This is a genomic window from Bacillus safensis FO-36b (assembly GCF_000691165.1).
GTDB lineage: Bacteria > Bacillota > Bacilli > Bacillales > Bacillaceae > Bacillus > Bacillus safensis.
In genome coordinates this window covers 841130-859371 of record NZ_ASJD01000001.1, presented here as the reverse complement: position 1 = coordinate 859371, position 18242 = coordinate 841130, and the positions used below count along the sequence as shown (strand labels likewise).

General features: G+C 43.1%; 10 protein-coding genes. 5 read left to right on the top strand and 5 right to left on the bottom strand.

What is annotated here, in order from left to right:
• Positions 1 to 29: 29 nt before the first annotated feature.
• A complete protein-coding gene (gene nasC, locus BA81_RS04430; RefSeq protein WP_034280692.1) occupies positions 30 to 2189 on the bottom strand; it encodes an assimilatory nitrate reductase catalytic subunit NasC in 2160 nt (719 codons plus the stop codon).
• Complete coding sequence (locus tag BA81_RS04425) at positions 2186 to 4438, bottom strand: FAD-dependent oxidoreductase (protein WP_034280690.1); 2253 nt, start codon at positions 4436 to 4438, stop codon at positions 2186 to 2188. The genes nasC and BA81_RS04425 overlap by 4 nt, the downstream gene beginning before the upstream one ends.
• A 168-nt stretch (positions 4439 to 4606) precedes the next feature.
• Here BA81_RS04425 and BA81_RS04420 point away from each other — a divergent pair, with 168 nt between their 5' ends.
• On the top strand, positions 4607 to 5809 hold the full coding sequence (locus tag BA81_RS04420; protein WP_034280687.1) for an MFS transporter: 1203 nt from the start codon (positions 4607 to 4609) through the stop codon (positions 5807 to 5809).
• 60 nt (positions 5810 to 5869) lie between these two features.
• Here BA81_RS04420 and gltD read toward each other — a convergent pair whose 3' ends face one another.
• Positions 5870 to 7354 carry a glutamate synthase small subunit gene (gltD, locus tag BA81_RS04415; protein WP_034280684.1) on the bottom strand — a complete coding sequence of 495 codons (1485 nt, stop codon included), beginning with the start codon at positions 7352 to 7354 and terminating at the stop codon, positions 5870 to 5872.
• Positions 7355 to 7370: 16 nt separating this feature from the next.
• Positions 7371 to 11942, bottom strand: coding sequence for a glutamate synthase large subunit (gene gltB / locus BA81_RS04410; protein WP_034280680.1), 4572 nt, complete (start codon positions 11940 to 11942; stop codon positions 7371 to 7373).
• A gap of 153 nt (positions 11943 to 12095) precedes the next feature.
• Here gltB and gltC point away from each other — a divergent pair, with 153 nt between their 5' ends.
• The 3 genes from gltC to BA81_RS04395 all read left to right on the top strand — a co-directional run bounded on the left by gltC (position 12096) and on the right by BA81_RS04395 (position 16651).
• Positions 12096 to 12998, top strand: a complete 903-nt coding sequence (gene gltC, locus BA81_RS04405) for a glutamate biosynthesis transcriptional regulator GltC (protein ID WP_034280677.1) — start codon at positions 12096 to 12098, stop codon at positions 12996 to 12998.
• Between the two features lie 94 nt (positions 12999 to 13092).
• Complete coding sequence (locus tag BA81_RS04400; RefSeq protein ID WP_034280675.1) at positions 13093 to 14829, top strand: ABC transporter ATP-binding protein; 1737 nt, start codon at positions 13093 to 13095, stop codon at positions 14827 to 14829.
• The gene (locus BA81_RS04395; protein WP_034280672.1) at positions 14822 to 16651 is read left to right on the top strand and encodes an ABC transporter ATP-binding protein; all 1830 of its coding nucleotides are present in this window, start codon (positions 14822 to 14824) and stop codon (positions 16649 to 16651) included. Before BA81_RS04400 ends, BA81_RS04395 begins: the two co-directional genes overlap by 8 nt.
• 49 nt (positions 16652 to 16700) lie before the next feature.
• On the opposite strand, the gene BA81_RS04390 is transcribed toward BA81_RS04395, so the two are convergent.
• On the bottom strand, positions 16701 to 17528 hold the full coding sequence (locus tag BA81_RS04390; RefSeq protein WP_034280669.1) for a MerR family transcriptional regulator: 828 nt from the start codon (positions 17526 to 17528) through the stop codon (positions 16701 to 16703).
• A gap of 87 nt (positions 17529 to 17615) precedes the next feature.
• Between BA81_RS04390 and BA81_RS04385 the strand changes: the two genes are divergently transcribed.
• Positions 17616 to 18188 (top strand): GNAT family N-acetyltransferase, encoded by a 573-nt coding sequence (locus BA81_RS04385; protein WP_034280789.1) that lies wholly within the window; start codon positions 17616 to 17618, stop codon positions 18186 to 18188.
• The last annotated feature ends 54 nt before the right edge of the window (positions 18189 to 18242 follow it).

The following is an 18242-nucleotide window of genomic DNA, read 5'->3' as shown; positions in this document are numbered from 1 at the left end:
ATAATCTAAACATAGATGGAAAATACATGTTAAAATTTCTCACATAGTTTTTCATTCACGCCGGCTGACAGCTGTACAGGACAATATTTAAAGCCTGGCATTTTACTTTGCGGATCTAGTTGATCATCAATTAATTGATTAATTGATTGATGTTTGCTCCAGTGAAATGGAACAAATACGGTATCTTTTCGAATGGTGTCTGATATGCGGCATCTGATGATGACACTTCCTCTTTTTGACTTGATGGTCACGAGCTCCCCGTGCTGAAGTCCATACGTTTTCGCTGTGTCAGGATGAAGCTCTGCATATGCTTCAAACTGTCTGGCAACAAGAGAGGTGCTCCTTCTTGTTTGAACGCCTGTTTGGTAATGAGCCATCACCCTGCCTGTCGTTAAATAAAGAGGGTATTCTTGACTGACGGGTTCCTTTGCAGCCTTTTTTCCATGTGTGACGACGGCAAACTTCGCTAAACTGTCAGAATGTGAGAATGCATGTTCAAATAATCTTTCAGTTCCCGGATCTTCTAAATGAGTACAAGGCCACCTTATGCCTTGTTCCTTCCTCAGCCTTTCATAGGTTATGCCTGAATAATCAGCCTTTGCACCTTTCGTTACGGCTCTTATTTCCTCAAAGATCTCTTCTGCGGATGAAAAGGAAAAATGGCTGCCTTTGCCTAATACAGCTGCTATTTCACAAATGATTTGCCAATCGTGCTTTCTTTGGTGTTTAAGTGGATATGTTGCTTCTCTAAGCGTAACGCGCCCCTCTATGTTTGTCACGGTACCTTCATCCTCTAAATATGACGAAGTCGGTAAAATTACATCTGCCAGCGCAGCTGTCTCAGACATAAATAAATCAACGGCAACAAAAAAGGACAAGTTCTTGATGGCTTGCTGAATCAAGTGCGCGTTCGGCCCTGACTGGACAGGGTTTGAGCACATTAAAAAGAGCGCTTTGATCTCACCTGCCTCCATTTTTTCAAACATCTCAAAAGCAGACACACCCTTTCCTGGGAGTTCTTTTTCATCAATGTTCCATCGTTCAGCCATTTCTTTTCTGTGACCAGGGTTTGAGATATCTCGATATCCTGGAAGCTGATCTGCTTTTTGCCCATGCTCCCTTGCTCCCTGGCCATTTCCCTGGCCGGTTATTGCGCCATAGCCGCATCCAAAGCGGCCGATCTTCCCAGTAACAAGCAGAATATTCAGGAAATTACGCACAGAGGCTGTACCGTCTATTTGCTGCTCAATGCCTCTTGCTGTAAAAATCATGCCTGTCTTTTCTTGTGCGAATTTCCTTGCTATTTTCTGCATCACATCAATCGTCACGCCGGTTTGCTCAGCAATGTCTGGCAGGGAGATGCGTGAGATATGCTCCTTTAGTTCTTGGAAACCTGACGTTCGTTGATGAATAAATGATTCATCGATTAAATGCTCATGCAGCATGATGTGCAATATGCCGTTTGCCAGTGCGGCATCTGACCCTGGTTTTAGGCTGACATGTAAATCGGCTAATTGGGCAGTCGGAGTTTTGCGCGGATCAATGACGATGAGAAATGCGCCATTGTTTTTCGCCTCTTCGATGTAGGGCAGGAAGGTTGGCTGACATTCCGCTATATTCGTTCCAACCAATATCAACACTCGTGCATGCTTGATGTCGCTGAGAGGAAAGGTCAGGCCACGGTCAAGTCCGAATGTTTGATTTGCGGCAGTTGCTGCCGAAGACATACATAGTCTCCCGTTATAATCGATGTATTTTGTTTTCAGCGCCACTCTTGCAAATTTCCCGAGTAAGTACGCTTCCTCATTTGTAATTGATGCGCTTCCGTACACACTGATCACATCATGGCCATGTGACAGCTGAAGGGATTCTATGTTTGTTTTGATTTCCTCAAGAGCCTCCTGCCATGTCGCTTTTACAAACTGTCCGTTTCTTTTGATCAGCGGGTGATTCAGGCGATCTTTATGGAGCGCGTGCTGGTGGGCATGCTGTCCTTTCATACAAAGTCTTCCGTGCGTAGTTGGATTGTGTACACCAATCGTTTGGTAGCGTGTTCGCCCTTCCACATGCTGCTCGATTAATTGCATTTTGCACTGCATACTGCAAAAAGGACATTGGGCTGGGAACACTCGCTTTTGTTCTTCCTGCTTTGATTTTTGCTGGGCATATTGTAAAAAAGATTGACTCATACCTTCACATCCTTATGACTTACATTTTCTTGTCTGCTTTGGTCAAATTGCGCACAGAGCTCTTCTCTTATTTCCTCATCAAGCAACTTTTCTCGAATAGAAATGTTTCCATGCCGGGAAAGCCAATCGCCAATAGATTCTTGAAAGTAAGCATTTTTCCTATACTCTTCAAGCAGCGCTTTAAAAAAAGGGATAAGCTCACTTGAATGAGCCAAGGTGTAAAAAAGATGGCCTCCTATATAAATATTCCATTCACCCAGCTGCTTTTTCAGACAGATGTCATCAATTAGAGCAAGTTTACACGTGCAGGAAGCACCGGTGATATGAATGGAGGTGACAGCTGGTAAAAGTGTATCTTCCACTTGTCTTTCCAGCTCTATCACAAGTGACGTGACTGCTGGATCACTGCAGTCGCATGAAAGGATATGAGATAGTCTTCTTTTCTCATTGGGCATAATTGGCCAATGATTTTTGACGATTTGTGCCGCCTGTTTTGACACACCGATAAGCCGTATTCGTTTATGCTTTGTCAGCTCTGCCTGCTCAATCAGCCTGTTCTCTAACAAAGACGTAATGATTTTCAAAAAATCCAAATCAAGCCGGCCTCCATATAATTGAGGAATCAACATGTCTTCCTGCTCAGCAGCGCCGATTTTTTCCACCGATCCTTGAAATTGCTCGAGATAGTATTGAATGGCCGGCCGGCAGATGCCGCAGCCGTGATTCGTTTTCCATTGAAAATGTCTTCTTATTTCTTCAGCATTCACCGGCTGCTGCTTTTTAATAAACGAAAAAATGTTCTGCTCATCTGCTTCTGTACATGGACAATAATAAAAGGCCTGCGATTCCGTTTGTTCATGTGATGATAACTGGCAGCAAGCACGGACGAGCTCTTGACACCCGCCGCACCCGGTTGCTGCCCCTGTCTGTTTTTTCACCTCTTCTAAGTTTGTCAGCTGATGAACCGAAATGCTTTTTAAAATCGTCCCTTTTGTAACGGTTTGACATTGGCAGACGAGATCTTCCATTTTTAATGAATCTAGTGGGGATGCTTGCTTTTCATAAAGGGATTTCATGACCACACTTTTATCACGTCCCACTTTCACATCTTGCAAAAGCTGATCGGCATGCTCCAGCTCTCCGACGAATAAAATGCCTGCCAGCGCCTCACGTTCAAAGACGAATTTTTTATATACCTCTTGCTCTTCATCTAAATAAGTCACAGCTGACATAAACGGAGAATGATGTTCAATACATCCAGCAGAATAAATCGGCAAATCAGGTACTTTTAATTTTGTTGAGTAAATGGGCTTGGGTGTATGTGTGATTTTTTCCCCTAAAAGATGCTTAGCGAGCACGCTTGCTTGTTCATAAATGGGCTGAACAAGACCATGCACCATCCCTTTGTGCTCTGCACATTCTCCAATCGCATAAATATTTGGGATATTTGTCTCCATCACGTCATTGACAACAATGGCTTTTCTCGTGTGTATGCCATGATTCTCTGCAAGCTGTATATTCGGACGGATACCTGTTGTAAAAACAACAAGATCAGCCTCCACGATGTCGCCATTTTTCAATAGAACGCCTTCTACCCTCTCACCGCCTAAGCATGCAATGGTATGGGCATTTGTTTTCACCTGAATCCCTTTTCGTATAAATTGTCGCTGTAATAATCCGGCGGCTGTTTCATCTAATTGTCGCTGCATGAGCCGCTCCGTATGATGAATGATGGTGGTTTCCAGCCCCGCCATCTGCAGACCAGCTGCCACCTCCACACCAAGCACGCCGCCTCCGATCACTGCTGCTTGTTGATAATGCACCGCATCCGCACAAATGGCCTCATAATCATCAATTGTCCGAAAAGCGTATATCCCTTTTTTGGACACACCCTGAATAGGAAGAAAATTCGGCGATGAACCCGTTGCAATGACGAGCTTGTCATAGGAAATTTCCCGGCGCGCATCTGTCATGACACATTTTCGATTTGTATCGATATGTATAACTGATTCTCCTTTGTACAATGTGATGTCATGCGCGGTGTACCATTCTTTATCCTTTAGTTCAATTTGAGCTAATGATTCGCTTTTTTGTAAAATGGGCGAAAGTTTTATTCGATTGTAGGCAGAGTGCTTCTCTTTTCCAATGACTGTTATGGCGTAATGTTCTGGATGCTTTTGAATGATCTCTTCGATACATTTCATACTCGCCATGCCGTTTCCGATAAACACAAGTTTGCGTTTTGTCATCTGAAATCAACCTTTCTAAGCCTCTGGCTCGAGCACTTTGTATGGATTGATTATGGCACACACTTGTAAAAAAGTGTTTATTCATGTCAATTTTTCTCACATAATACTTTCATTACATAAGTGAACTCGCTATCTTTAAGTCAGAAAATTCAATAGAGGAGGCGTTTTATGAAACTCTCAGAATTAAAATCAAGTGGTCATCCTAAGACATTGTTTGGTTCCTTTTTATATTTTGATGTGAGCTTTATGATCTGGGTTTTGTTAGGGGCGCTGGGTGCTTTTATTGCGCAAGATTTTGCTTTATCAACCGTAGAGAAAGGCATGATTGTCGCCATTCCAATTCTATCTGGTTCTTTTTTTCGGATTGTGCTCGGTTTATTCACCGATCGAATAGGACCTAAAAAGACTGCAGTGATGGGAATGCTTTTAACGACCATTCCGCTCATTTGGGGGTTCATCGCTGGTACAACCCTTTCAGAGCTCGTACTGATTGGGATTTTGCTTGGAGTAGCAGGAGCAAGTTTTGCTGTTGCTCTGCCAATGGCAAGCCGCTGGTATCCTCCTCACTTACAAGGAGTAGCTATGGGGATTGCAGGCGCCGGGAATAGTGGAACACTGATCTCCACATTATTTGGTCCAAGGCTTGCGGAGATTTACGGGTGGCATGCCGTAATGGGGCTCGCTCTGATTCCGTTAAGTCTTGTCTTTTTGTTCTTTATTTTCACTGCAAAAGATGCACCAAATCAGCCCGCTCCTCAGCCGATTCGGTCGTACTTTTCAGTATTTCAAGTGAAATCGACATGGTTTTTCTGTCTGCTTTATGCGATCACATTCGGAGGGTTTGTCGGGCTTTCCAGTTTCCTCAGTATTTTCTTTGTGGATCAATATGGGGTTTCGAAGATTCATGCTGGTGATTTTGTGACCCTTTGTGTGGCGGCAGGCAGCTTCTTTCGTCCTGTGGGCGGTCTCATTGCCGATAAAATAGGTGGAATGAAAGTACTGCTTGGATTATTCGGAATCATCGGCATCTGCTTAGGAGGAGTGAGCAGTCTTCCAGCTTTACCTGTGGTCATTGCGCTTTTATTTGCCGGGATGATGTGCCTTGGGATGGGGAATGGCGCTGTTTTTCAGCTGGTGCCTCAAGTATTTCATAAAGAAATTGGGATTGTGACCGGAATTGTTGGGGCTGCTGGAGGCATTGGCGGATTCTTTTTACCTAATATTCTTGGCAGTTTAAAAGAATTGACTGGCTCATATACGTTTGGCTTTTTGACCATTTCTCTTTTTGTTCTGATTGTCTTCCTCTGTTTAGTCGTATCGCAGCTTAAACGTAAAAAAGTGTTGATCAATCATACCATTTCTGAATCATAAAAAGCCATGACCACACGTTGGTCATGGCTTTTCTTTATATTGTAACACCCTTTGTTTGACCTATTTTGGCAGAACCGAACTCCCCATTAAATAACGGTCTACCTCGTGCGCCACTTGTCTGCCTTCATTAATTGCCCAGACAATCAAGCTTTGCCCGCGTCTTGCATCTCCCGCTGCAAATACGCCTTCTACATTTGTTGTATATTCCCCATATTTTGCGTCAATGCGATTGTTTTTGCTGTTCACGCCAAAGTGTTTCACAAGCGGCTGTTCAGTTCCCTCAAAACCAATTGCAATAAAGACGAGCTGAGCAGGCCATACCTTCTCTGTTCCTGGAATCTCATGAAATTCAAACTTCCCTTGTTCGTTTTTCACCTTTTCCATTTGAATGGTATGAAGCTCTTTTAATTTCCCATTTTTATCTGCCACAATTTTTGTGGTTTGAATTGAATATTGACGCGGATCTTCTCCGAATTTGGCTTGTGCTTCTTCATAAGCATAATCCAGCGAGAAGACATAAGGCTGTTCTGGCCACATGTTATCCCCTACACGTGTATCCGGAAGCTTTGGATGCTTCCCGAATTGAACAACACTTTTTGCTTTTTGGCGAAGTGCAGTTGCAACGCAGTCTGCACCTGTGTCTCCTCCGCCAATCACAATTACGTCTTTTCCTTTTGCATCAATGAAGTTTTTGTCTTTAAATCCTGAATCAAGCATGCTTTTCGTTGCCAGGGTTAAATAATCCATCGCAAGGTGAATCCCTTTTGCTTCCCGGCCTTCAATCAATAGATCACGCTGCTTTTGTGCACCTGTACAAAGGATAACGGCATCAAACTGCTCTTTCAGTTCATCAGCAGTAATATCCACACCGATTTCTGTGTTCGTCACAAAGTCAATGCCTTCTTGTCTTAGAAGTTTGACTCTTCGCTCGACCACTTCTTTGTCGAGCTTCATATTCGGAATCCCGTATGTCAGCAGTCCGCCAAGGCGGTCAGAACGCTCGAACACTGTTACAGCGTGCCCTGCTTGGTTTAATTGATCAGCACTTGCAAGTCCTGCTGGTCCTGAGCCGACAATGGCAATTTTCTTCCCTGTACGGCTTGAAGGGATTCTTGGTGTGATCCATCCATTTTCAAAGCCTTTATCAATGATCGTACGTTCGATATTTTTAATCGAAACAGCTGGATCATTGATAGCGACTGTACATGACCCTTCACAAGGTGCCGGACATACTCTCCCAGTAAACTCTGGGAAATTATTTGTTTTTTGAAGTCTTTCGAGAGCTTCTTTCCATCTTCCGCGATAGACAAGATCATTCCACTCTGGAATTAAATTGTAGATCGGGCAGCCAGACACGCCGCCCCTGATCTCCATCCCAATTTGACAAAACGGTGTTCCGCAATCCATACATCTAGCGCCCTGCTTCTTCAATACGTCATCTGTATAAGGAGCTGAATATTCTTTCCAGTCATTTTGACGAGTGAGAGGGTCACGTTCATTTGGCTTTTCTCTTTTATAATCCATAAAACCTGTTGCTTTGCCCATTGTCCTCTCCCCTTTCTTAATGAGCGAGGGCTGCTTTTTGCCCGTTTGCCGTTTCTTGATTTTTCGGTTTTGTGTTTGCTTCAAAGGCATACATCACCGCTTCTTCATGACTGAGGCCCGCTTGTTTTTGTTCTTCGATGCTTTGAAGCATCATTTTGTAATTTCTCGGAATGACTTTGATGAATTGATCCTTTTCTTGCTCCCAGTTTTCAAGAAGTGCTGCTGCTTTTGAGCTGTTTGTATAATCAAGGTGTTCCTTGATCATTTGTTTCACTTCTTGTTCTTCTTCATGATCTGTGAGCTTTTCAAACATGATCATTTCCATATTGCACATTCTTTTGAACTGTTTTGCATCCGATGTATGGATGTAAGCCACACCGCCAGACATACCTGCACCAAAGTTTTTCCCAACGTCTCCTAAAATAACGACACGTCCGCCAGTCATGTATTCACAGCCGTGATCTCCGATTCCTTCAACAACCACATGTACACCTGAATTACGAACAGCAAATCGTTCACCAGCACGCCCGTTAATATAAGCTTTTCCGCTAGTTGCACCGTAAAATGCGACGTTTCCTACAATGACGTTTTCATGTCCATTTTGTACAAAATGATCAGACGTTTTAACAGCAATTTTGCCTCCTGAGAGTCCTTTGCCGATATAGTCATTTGAATCACCTGTTAAATAGAGAGACATGCCTTTTGGCACAAATGCGCCGAAGCTTTGTCCAGCTGAACCAGTGAATCTTAGTGTGATGGTATCCTCTGGCAAGCCCTCTTCCCCGTAGCGCTTAGACACTTCACTGCCAGTAATAGTTCCGGCCACACGGTTGATATTGCGAATGTTCAATGATAGATCAACCGGTGTTTGATGATTCAGCGCTTCTTGCACATAAGGAAGGATTTCATTCATATCCAGCGATTCATCAATTTTATGATTTTGCGGTGTTCTGAATGTCCGCGCTCCTTCTGGCTGATAAAGCAATGTTTCAAGGTTTAGCTGCCCTGCTTTCCAGTGAGCTTTTGCTCGTTCACTGACCGCTAGGACGTCCGTGCGTCCGATTAATTCATCCATTGATGTAAAGCCGAGTTCCGCTAAGATTTCTCTTACTTCCTCTGCAATAAACATCATGAAGTTCACAATGTGATCGGGGTTACCCATGAATTTTTTGCGGAGCTCTGGATTTTGTGTGGCTACACCGACTGGGCAAGTATCTAAATGACATGCTCTCATCATCACGCAGCCCAGCACGACAAGTGGAGCTGTCGCAAAGCCATACTCTTCTGCTCCTAAAATCGCAGCCATCACAACGTCGCGGCCAGTCATTAACTTTCCGTCTGTTTCAAGAACGACTCTCTCGCGAAGACCATTTAACACAAGGGTTTGATGCGCTTCTGCCAATCCAAGCTCCCAAGGAAGCCCTGTGTGTTTAATACTCGTTTTCGGTGAAGCTCCAGTACCGCCGTCATAACCACTGATGACAATGACATCCGCAGTTCCTTTTGCTACACCTGCTGCAATCGTGCCAACGCCGGCTTTAGATACAAGCTTGACACTGATGCGGGCATCACGGTTCGCGTTTTTTAAATCATGAATCAGCTGTGCCAAATCCTCGATGGAATAAATATCATGATGCGGCGGTGGTGAAATCAATCCGACACCTGGCGTAGAACCACGTACATCGGCAACCCAAGGATACACTTTATTTCCTGGCAGCTGTCCGCCTTCTCCAGGTTTTGCTCCTTGCGCCATTTTAATTTGCAGTTCATCTGCATTGACCAAGTAATGACTTTTCACACCAAATCGGCCAGAAGCGATTTGTTTAATTGCACTTCTGCGGTCATCACCATGTTCATCTACTGTAAAGCGGGCAGGATCTTCTCCGCCTTCTCCGCTGTTACTTTTACCGCCAATTCGGTTCATCGCAATCGCAAGTGCCTCATGCGCTTCTTTACTTAAAGATCCAAATGACATGGCACCTGTCTTAAAGCGGCGCACGATGGATTCAGCAGATTCAACCTCTTCCAGACGAACCGGCTTTTGTTTTGGCTGAAATGCAAACAAGTTTCTGAGGAAGCCGATTCTTTCTTCATCCGCTGCTTTTGTATATTGTTTAAATAGATCGTAATCTTCATTACGGCATGCCCACTGGAGCGTATGGATCGTTTTTGGGTTAAAAGCATGATGCTCTCCATTTTTTCTCCACTGGAATTCACTGCCTGATTCAAGTGTCTGGTCAGTTGCTGCTTGATACCCTGCTTCATGGCGGAGTTTTGCCTCATGAGCAATGGTGTCAAGATCAATTCCGCCAAGCTGAGAAGCTGTTCCTGTGAAATACGCTTGAATGACGTCTTCACTAATCCCGACTGCTTCAAAGATTTGCGCGCCTCTATAGCTTTGCACAGTGGAAATCCCCACTTTGGACATGACTTTGACGACACCTTCTGTCACGCTTTTACCAAACTTTGTAACAGCTTCATCAAAGCTGATCGAAATCGCTTCGTCTGCAATCAGCTGTTTGTACGTTTCATAGACAAGGTAAGGGTGAATCGCATCTGCGCCGTAGCCAATTAGTGCGGCAAAATGATGGACCTCTCTCACCTCTCCAGATTCAACGATCAGACTGACCTTTGTCCGCAGGCCTTGACGCACAAGATGCTGATGAAGTGCACTTAGCGCAAGAAGTGGTGGAATCGGTACTTTTTGTTCTGTCATTTCACGATCTGAAAGGATTAATAAAGAGACACCTTCTCTGATCGCTTTTTCCGCCTCTTCAAACATCGCATCCAGTCCGCGTTTTAAATCATCGGTGAAAAGTGTATGGATTGTTTTGCTTTTAAAGGCATTATGAACAATCGTTTTCAAGCCGTTAAATTGCCCGCTCGTTAAGACCGGTGTATAAAGTTTAATTCTTCGGCATGAATATTCATTCGGATGTAAAATATCGCCTTCGGCACCTAACCAAGTCATGGTTGATGTCACGAGCTGCTCACGAATGGCATCAATCGGCGGGTTCGTGACTTGTGCAAACAGCTGCTTAAAATAATGAAAAAGAGACTGCGCACGATCTGATAACACAGCAAGCGGTGTGTCACTTCCCATTGAACCGATTGGATCCTTGCCTTCCTCTAGTAAAGGAATTAAATACTTTTGAATGTCTTCATACGTATAATGGAACGCACGCTGACGCGTCAATAAATCATCCATTATACTAGAATTTTCTGAATTTTCTTCCGAGCGATTGACGTGGACCATTTCTTCATCGAGCCATTTTTGATAAGGCAGTTCATTCGCAATGGTCGATTTCACTTCTTCGTCAGAAATAATTCGTCCTTCTTCTAGATCAATGAGCAGCATTTTACCAGGCTCAAGTCGATCTTTATACTTAACATCTTCTTCATTTGTGTCGATTACGCCAACCTCAGAAGAGAAAATGATATGATCATCATTCGTGACATAATATCTTGCCGGTCTTAATCCATTTCGGTCTAAGATGGCCCCGATTTGTTTCCCGTCAGTAAAGGAAATGGCTGTTGGTCCATCCCACGGCTCCATGAGAGAACTATGGTATTCATAAAATGCCCGTTTCTCTTTCGACATGTGCGTGTTTTCCGTCCAAGGCTCAGGAATCAGCATCATTGCTGTATGAGCAGGTGTACGGCCTGCAAGCACAAAGAATTCAAAGGCATTGTCTAAAATGGATGAATCACTTCCGTCTGCATTCAGCACTGGCAAAATCTTGTCTAAATCGTCTCCGAAGGCTTCAGATACGAATTGTTGCTCTCTTGCTCTCATCCAATTGATGTTCCCTCTTAATGTGTTGATTTCTCCGTTGTGAATTAAGTAACGGTTTGGATGGGCTCTTTCCCATGTAGGAAATGTATTTGTACTAAATCTTGAATGGACAAGTGAAAATGCAGAAACAAATGTTTCATCCTGTAGATCAAGATAAAAAGCATCGACTTGATCTGATGTTAAAAGCCCCTTGTATACGATGGTTTGACTCGACAGGCTGACAAAGTAAAATTGTTTTTCTTCTCTTGTTCCCCAGTTCTCAGCCTGTTTACGGATGACATATAATTTTCGTTCAAATGACAAACGATCTGTGATCTTGTCGTTTGCTCCGATAAAGACCTGTCTCACAACCGGACAGCTCTTCGCTGCGACAGTACCAATTTTTCCTGGATCGACAGGAACCGTTCTCCAGCCAATTAATGTTTGGCCTTCTTGTTTAATGAACCCGTTGATTTTCTGTTCGATGGCTTGACGCGTTTTTTCGTCATCATCTTTTGAAAAGAAGACCATTCCTACCCCGTAACGGCCTTTTTCAGGAAGTGCAAATTCTTTGCAGTTCTTTCTAAAGAAAGCGTCTGGCAGCTGTACCATTAAACCGGCACCATCACCTGTATACGGATCACTGCCTTGCCCGCCGCGATGATCAAGCTGGCACAGCATTTGTAATCCCTTTTTGACGATGCTATGTGTCGCCTCCCCTTTTAAATGGGCGTACAGTCCGATTCCACATGCATCATGTTCAAATTCAGGACGGTAGAGACCTTGTGGTTGTGGTAGTTGATTATAAGTCATCGTTTCTCTCCCCCGTTTAAAAGATCCGTTTTTTCACAGTAATAAAATCTCACAAACTCTGTAACTTATTTTAAGTTTTCAAATTGATATAAACAATATATAATTTAGATCAAAACAATCTCTTTTTGAGATAGATGGGTGTGAAGTGCAAAAATGGAGCTTCGTCAGTTACGTTATTTTGTAGAAGTCGCAGACCGTGAACACGTGTCAGAAGCGGCTGAAAACTTACATGTTGCCCAATCTGCCATCAGCCGGCAGATTGCGAATTTAGAAGAAGAACTTGGAGTGGCCTTATTCGAACGAGAAGGACGAAATATCAAATTAACGAAGATCGGCAGACAATTTTTAGATCATGTCAGAACTGCACTCAAAGCCATTGATTATGCGAAAGAGCAAATTGATGAATACTTAGATCCGCACAAAGGAACGGTGAATATTGGCTTTCCTACAAGTCTAGCAAGCCAAGTGCTCCCTTCTGTCATCTCCGCCTTTAAGCAGGAATATCCAGAGGTCGATTTTTTACTTCGTCAAGGATCCTATAAATTTCTCATTGAAGCGGTCAAAAATCGAGATATCGATCTCGCCTTTTTAGGACCCGTACCGACAAACGATTCTCAAATAGAAGGAAATATTTTATTTTCCGAAAGCATATATGCCCTTTTACCGGTTAGCCACCCCTTTAGCGGACAAAGAAGTATTCATTTAAGTGATTTAAGAAAGGATCATTTCGTGTTATTTCCTGAAGGATATGTGCTGAGACAAATTGCGGTTGATGCTTGCAAGCAGGCAGGCTATGAGCCTACCATTTCATCTGAAGGAGAAGATTTGGATGCCATTAAAGGTCTCGTATCTGCAGGTATGGGCGTTACCTTATTACCCGAAAGCGCCTTTTATGAAACAACACCGCGATTTACAGTGAAAATTCCGATCGATTTCCCTCAAGTGAGAAGAACGGTTGGAATTATTGCATCTAAAACGCGCGAAATGTCTCCTTCTGCCCATGATTTTTATGTGTTTGTGAAGGATTTCTTTTCTAAAATTGAACAATATAAATAATTCACTAAAACAAGACATTTCATTTGTAGAAAAAATCCCACTTTGTATATGATGGGTTACAGAACAAAAGACTATATGGAAGAAAGGTATTCATATGAAATCAATTTTATCGTTTTTAAAGCCGTATCGGCTGTCCGTTGTGTCCATTGTCATTCTCACCTTTTTAAGCAGTATGCTCCAGCTGTATTTACCGACGTTAACAGCAGATATCGTTGATGTCGGTATCGTCCAGGGAGATATTGCTTACATATGGAAGGTTGGCGGCTGGATGGTGGCTTGTTCTTTACTCGCCATTTTGCTCACCATTTGGAAGTCTTACTTGTCATCAAAAACAGCACTTGGCTTCGGGCGTGATATGAGAAGACAGCTGTTTGTACATGTCGAAAAATTTTCATTAGAAGAATTTCAAAAGATCGGCACGTCTTCCTTTATTACAAGATCAACAAATGATGTGAAACAAGTCCAAGATGTGACGATTATGATTTTACAAATGATGACGCGGGCCCCGCTCATGCTTGTAGGCGGAATTATTTTGGCTGTTTCCAGGGATGCTGTCCTGTCTCTTATCTTTTTAGCGGCCCTCCCCCTTCTTGGCGGATTTATCTATTTGGTGTCAAGAAAAGCCATCCCGCTATTCGGCCAGCTTCAGAAAAAAACAGACCGGCTGAATTTAATTATGCGAGAATCTCTTTCAGGCATCCGCGTCATTCGCGCCTTTAACCGTGTGGATGATGAAAAGGAGCGATTCCAAGAAGCCAACACGTCCTATAAGGATACTGGTCTTAAAGTCAACCGATTAATGGCTTACTTGTTTCCATTTATGCTGATCATCATGAACTTCACGAATATCGGTATTGTCTGGCTTGGCGCAAACCGAATTGATGCCGGAGAAATGGAAGTTGGAAATCTCATTGCCTTCATTCAATATGCGATGATGATTTTAATGGCGCTTATTATGCTGTCGATGAGCTTTATTATGGTCCCAAGAGCACAAGCGTCAGCTAAACGCATGAATGAAGTGTTAAACATGGAACCAAAGATTAAAGACAAAGAAGAGTCTATCACTGACCTTCACGAGCCCGCCCAATCCATTCGCTTTGAGGATGTGTCATTTTATTACTCAAATGCTGAGAAACCAGCCGTTCAAGGTATCACGTTTGAAGCCAAAACTGGTGAAACGACAGCCATCATCGGAAGTACGGGTTCTGGGAAAACAACACTTCTCCAGCTGATGACGCGCTTTTATGAAGTGACTGAAGGCCGGATTACACTAGATGGTGTAGACATTAGAGAACTGCCTCAGGAGAAACTGAGAAACCAAATGGGCTATGTCTCTCAAAAAGCTGTTTTATTCAGTGGAACCATTGCCGAGAATGTGCGCTTTGGCAAGCAGGATGCAAGCGATGAAGACATCTGGCAGGCGCTGCGAACTGCGCAGGCCGAAGAATTTGTTTTGCAAAAAGATGGCGGAATTGATGCAGAAATTGATCAAGGTGGTTCCAATCTATCCGGCGGCCAAAAGCAGCGGCTTTCCATTGCAAGGGCGCTAGTGAGAAAACCATCATTCTATCTGTTTGACGATAGCTTTTCAGCACTTGATTACAAAACAGATGCAAAGCTGCGGGCATCATTAGAAGCAGAAAAAGCTCATGCAGCCCTCATCATTGTGGCTCAACGAATCAGCACAGTGAAGCATAGTGATAAAATCATTGTACTTGATGAAGGAAAAATCGCAGGTATCGGAACACATGAACAATTAATAAAGGATAATTTTGTATATCAAGAGATTGTCGCATCTCAGGAAGGTCAGGAGGTGAGCGAGGATGAGTAAGAAAATGTCTTCTGGCATGGGCCATAAAGGCGGCCACCCTAAAGGGCCAGCCGCAAAACCAAAGGAATTTAAGAAAACACTGCTTCGTTTGACAGGCTATTTAAAACCAAGGAAATTTCAGCTGATCATCGTCCTTATTGCAGCGATTGGTTCAACTGTCTTTAACGTCATTAGTCCAAAGCTGCTTGGGGATGCCACCTCTTCCTTATTTGACAGCTTTACGAATGGAACAGGCGTTCAATTTGATGTCATTTCACGAATTCTTTTGCTGCTTGTCGTGCTGTACGTCGTTGCCTCCCTCTTTTCATTCGTTCAGCAATATGTCATGGCTGGTGTCTCTCAACAGACCATTGCTGAATTACGGCAGGAAGCAAATGACAAGCTCACACGTCTCCCCCTTCGTTATTTTGATAAAACAACCCACGGGGACACGCTGAGCCGTGTGATGAATGATATCGATAATATTAATACATCGCTTCAGCAGGCGCTCACCCAAGTGATTACATCTGTGATTACAGTCATTGGGATTGTCGTGATGATGCTCTTCATCAGTCCGCTGCTTACATTGCTTGTTTGTTTGACGCTGCCACTCAGCCTGTTTGCGATTCGCGGCATTACGTCATTTTCTCAAAAGCATTTTAAAGCGCAGCAAAAAGAGCTTGGCACGATCAATGGACATATTAATGAGATGTTCACAGGACATCAGACTGTTCGTGCGTATGGCTACGAAAAGAAAGCAATCGATACATTTGATGAATTAAACGAAAAGCTGTATGAATCTTCAAGGAAAGCGCAGTTCATTTCTGGTTTAATGATGCCAATGATGACCTTTATCGGGAACCTTGGCTATGTGGCAGTCAGTGTAGCCGGCGGGATTCTAGTCATTAACGGGAATATTCGTGTCGGGGATGTGCAGGCGTTTATCCAATACACACAGCAAATGTCTCAGCCGCTTGTGCAAGCATCAAGCGTCGCAAACTTAGTTCAATCGGCGATCGCTTCTGCTGAAAGGGTCTTTGAAATCCTTGATGAGGAAGAAGAAAGTACCGAAGAAGATGCGGCAATTGATCTTGCATCACTCTCAGGCGATGTGAGCTTTGAACAAGTTCAATTCGGATATGAAAAAGATCATCCGATTATTAAAGATTTGGATTTAGATGTGCAAGAAGGTCAGACGGTTGCCATTGTTGGGCCAACAGGTGCAGGAAAAACAACCATCATTAATCTTTTAATGCGTTTTTACGAATTAGATCAAGGCTCCATACGCATTGGCGGTGTCAAAACAACTGACCTCAGCCGTCAGCAAGTACGAGAATTATTTGCGATGGTTCTTCAAGATACATGGCTCTTTGAAGGAACGATTTACGACAACATTGCCTATGGCAGGCAGCACGTTTCCAAAGAGGATGTCATCAAAGCCGCCAAACATGCCTATGCAGATGATTTCATCCGCACGCTTCCAGATGGATATGACACACTGTTAACAGAAGATGCAGGCAACCTATCTCAAGGTCAGCGCCAGCTGTTAACCATCGCCCGTGCCATTTTATCTGATCCAAAGATCTTGATATTAGATGAAGCAACAAGCAGTGTGGATACACGGACAGAGATGCATATTCAAAAAGCAATGAATGAATTGATGAAAGGCAGAACGAGCTTCGTGATTGCACACAGACTTTCAACGATTAAGGATGCAGACCTTATTTTAGTCATGAAGGATGGAAGCATCATTGAAAAAGGATCGCACAGCGAACTCTTAAAACAAAAAGGCTTCTATGCAGACTTATATATGAGTCAATTTGCCGAAAATCAAGTGGGATAACATCAAAAAAGAGGATAGACACGCATGTCACATGCTGTCTATCCTCTTTTCAATTGTCATCTGCTCGCTTCTTCACTTTTACACTGAGCTTCGTTATATACTCTGCTTCATCTTTAGACATGAGCGAATGAAGTAAATACTCCTCAAATACATCTCCATCCAGCATCATGCCCTCTTTCTCGATTTCATCTAACAAATGCGAATAAGCAGATTCGATCTGATCAAATGTTCCTTGATCATACATCACCGCATAGAGCCCGCCAGGTTTTTTGACTGCCCCCGGGCCATCCATTCGGCAGAACAGCTGATCTGACTGATGATAGTGCCGCTTACGGAACTGCTCCTTTTTTAAGACTGAACCATTTGCCGCAGCCCCTTTTATGCCAACTCCCTTTAAAAATTCCCCTACAATACGTGATATTTCTTCTACAGGTGTATTGAAGTCGATCGGGTTTGATGCATTTAGTACAACGGGTTCTTCTGGCAGCTCTTGAAACAGGACCTCCCCTATTTTCACATTTGCTAATTCAAGTGTCGTCTCCATCACCCGCATAAGAAAAGCCTGGATGTCTTGAAGTTTTTCAATCTCTTGTTTGACCTTTTTTATTTGGTCGGCCGCTAGGCTTTGCAGTCTCTCGCGGGAAGGCTCTGTGAAGTATTGTTTTAACTCTTTGATCGGAAATTGAACAGCTCGCAAAGATTGAATCGCAATAAAATGATCAAATTGCTCGAGTGTATAGTAACGGTATCCATTTTCATGAACACCAGCCGGCTTAAATAAATCGATTTTATCATAATACAGAAGCGTATCTTTTTTGACATCAAATAGCTTGGCAAATTCTCCAGTGAAAAACGTTTTTTGCACATCATTGATCATGATGAAGGCTCCTTTCTTGACTATGGAGTAACTCCATCCTTTATCATAACATGCAGAAACACCACTACGCAGGGAAAGGATAAGAAAATGAACAAAATAATTCAACATGAAGTGACATTAGCACATGCAAATAAAGAGGATTTCCCTTCTATGAAAAAAGAGCTTCAGAAAGCTTTTACAGCTGGCGTAATCGACGCATTTGGCGATGCGCAGAATGGACCAATTCCCCCAGATGAAGTGATTGATGAATCTTTTCATTCCAATGACCACATTGTTTATCATATTATGCTAAATGGTGAAAAGGCAGGCGGCGTTGTGATCAAAATCAACCAAGAAACACATCACAACTCGGTTGATTTGCTATACATCTCATCATCCTCTCACGGCCGGGGCATTGGTCAGGCAGCATGGAAAGCCATCGAGGCGCAATATCCAGAAACGATTGTATGGGAGGTTGTGACTCCATACTTTGAAAAACGCAACATTCATTTTTATGTCAATAAATGCGGTTTTCAAATAGTTGAATTTTATCACTTACACCATCCAGATCCAAACGCACATCATGAAGCACATCACGGCAATGAACCTTTAGCACCTGAGGAATTTGAATTTTTTAAATTTGAGAAGGTCATGAAGAAAAATTGTGCAAACGTAGGATAACGTGTATTTCTTTTAAATAAAGTTAAAAACACTACCTCATAAAAAGGTAGTGTT

What these genes read in the sequence shown, in the direction of transcription:
- nasC (WP_034280692.1), bottom strand. Translation starts at nt 2,189, where the DNA reads ATGAGTCAATCTTTTTTACAATATGCCCAGCAAAAATCAAAGCAGGAA.
- BA81_RS04425 (WP_034280690.1), bottom strand. Translation starts at nt 4,438, where the DNA reads ATGACAAAACGCAAACTTGTGTTTATCGGAAACGGCATGGCGAGTATG.
- BA81_RS04420 (WP_034280687.1), top strand. Translation starts at nt 4,607, where the DNA reads ATGAAACTCTCAGAATTAAAATCAAGTGGTCATCCTAAGACATTGTTT.
- gltD (WP_034280684.1), bottom strand. Translation starts at nt 7,354, where the DNA reads ATGGGCAAAGCAACAGGTTTTATGGATTATAAAAGAGAAAAGCCAAAT.
- gltB (WP_034280680.1), bottom strand. Translation starts at nt 11,942, where the DNA reads ATGACTTATAATCAACTACCACAACCACAAGGTCTCTACCGTCCTGAA.
- gltC (WP_034280677.1), top strand. Translation starts at nt 12,096, where the DNA reads ATGGAGCTTCGTCAGTTACGTTATTTTGTAGAAGTCGCAGACCGTGAA.
- BA81_RS04400 (WP_034280675.1), top strand. Translation starts at nt 13,093, where the DNA reads ATGAAATCAATTTTATCGTTTTTAAAGCCGTATCGGCTGTCCGTTGTG.
- BA81_RS04395 (WP_034280672.1), top strand. Translation starts at nt 14,822, where the DNA reads ATGAGTAAGAAAATGTCTTCTGGCATGGGCCATAAAGGCGGCCACCCT.
- BA81_RS04390 (WP_034280669.1), bottom strand. Translation starts at nt 17,528, where the DNA reads ATGATCAATGATGTGCAAAAAACGTTTTTCACTGGAGAATTTGCCAAG.
- BA81_RS04385 (WP_034280789.1), top strand. Translation starts at nt 17,616, where the DNA reads ATGAACAAAATAATTCAACATGAAGTGACATTAGCACATGCAAATAAA.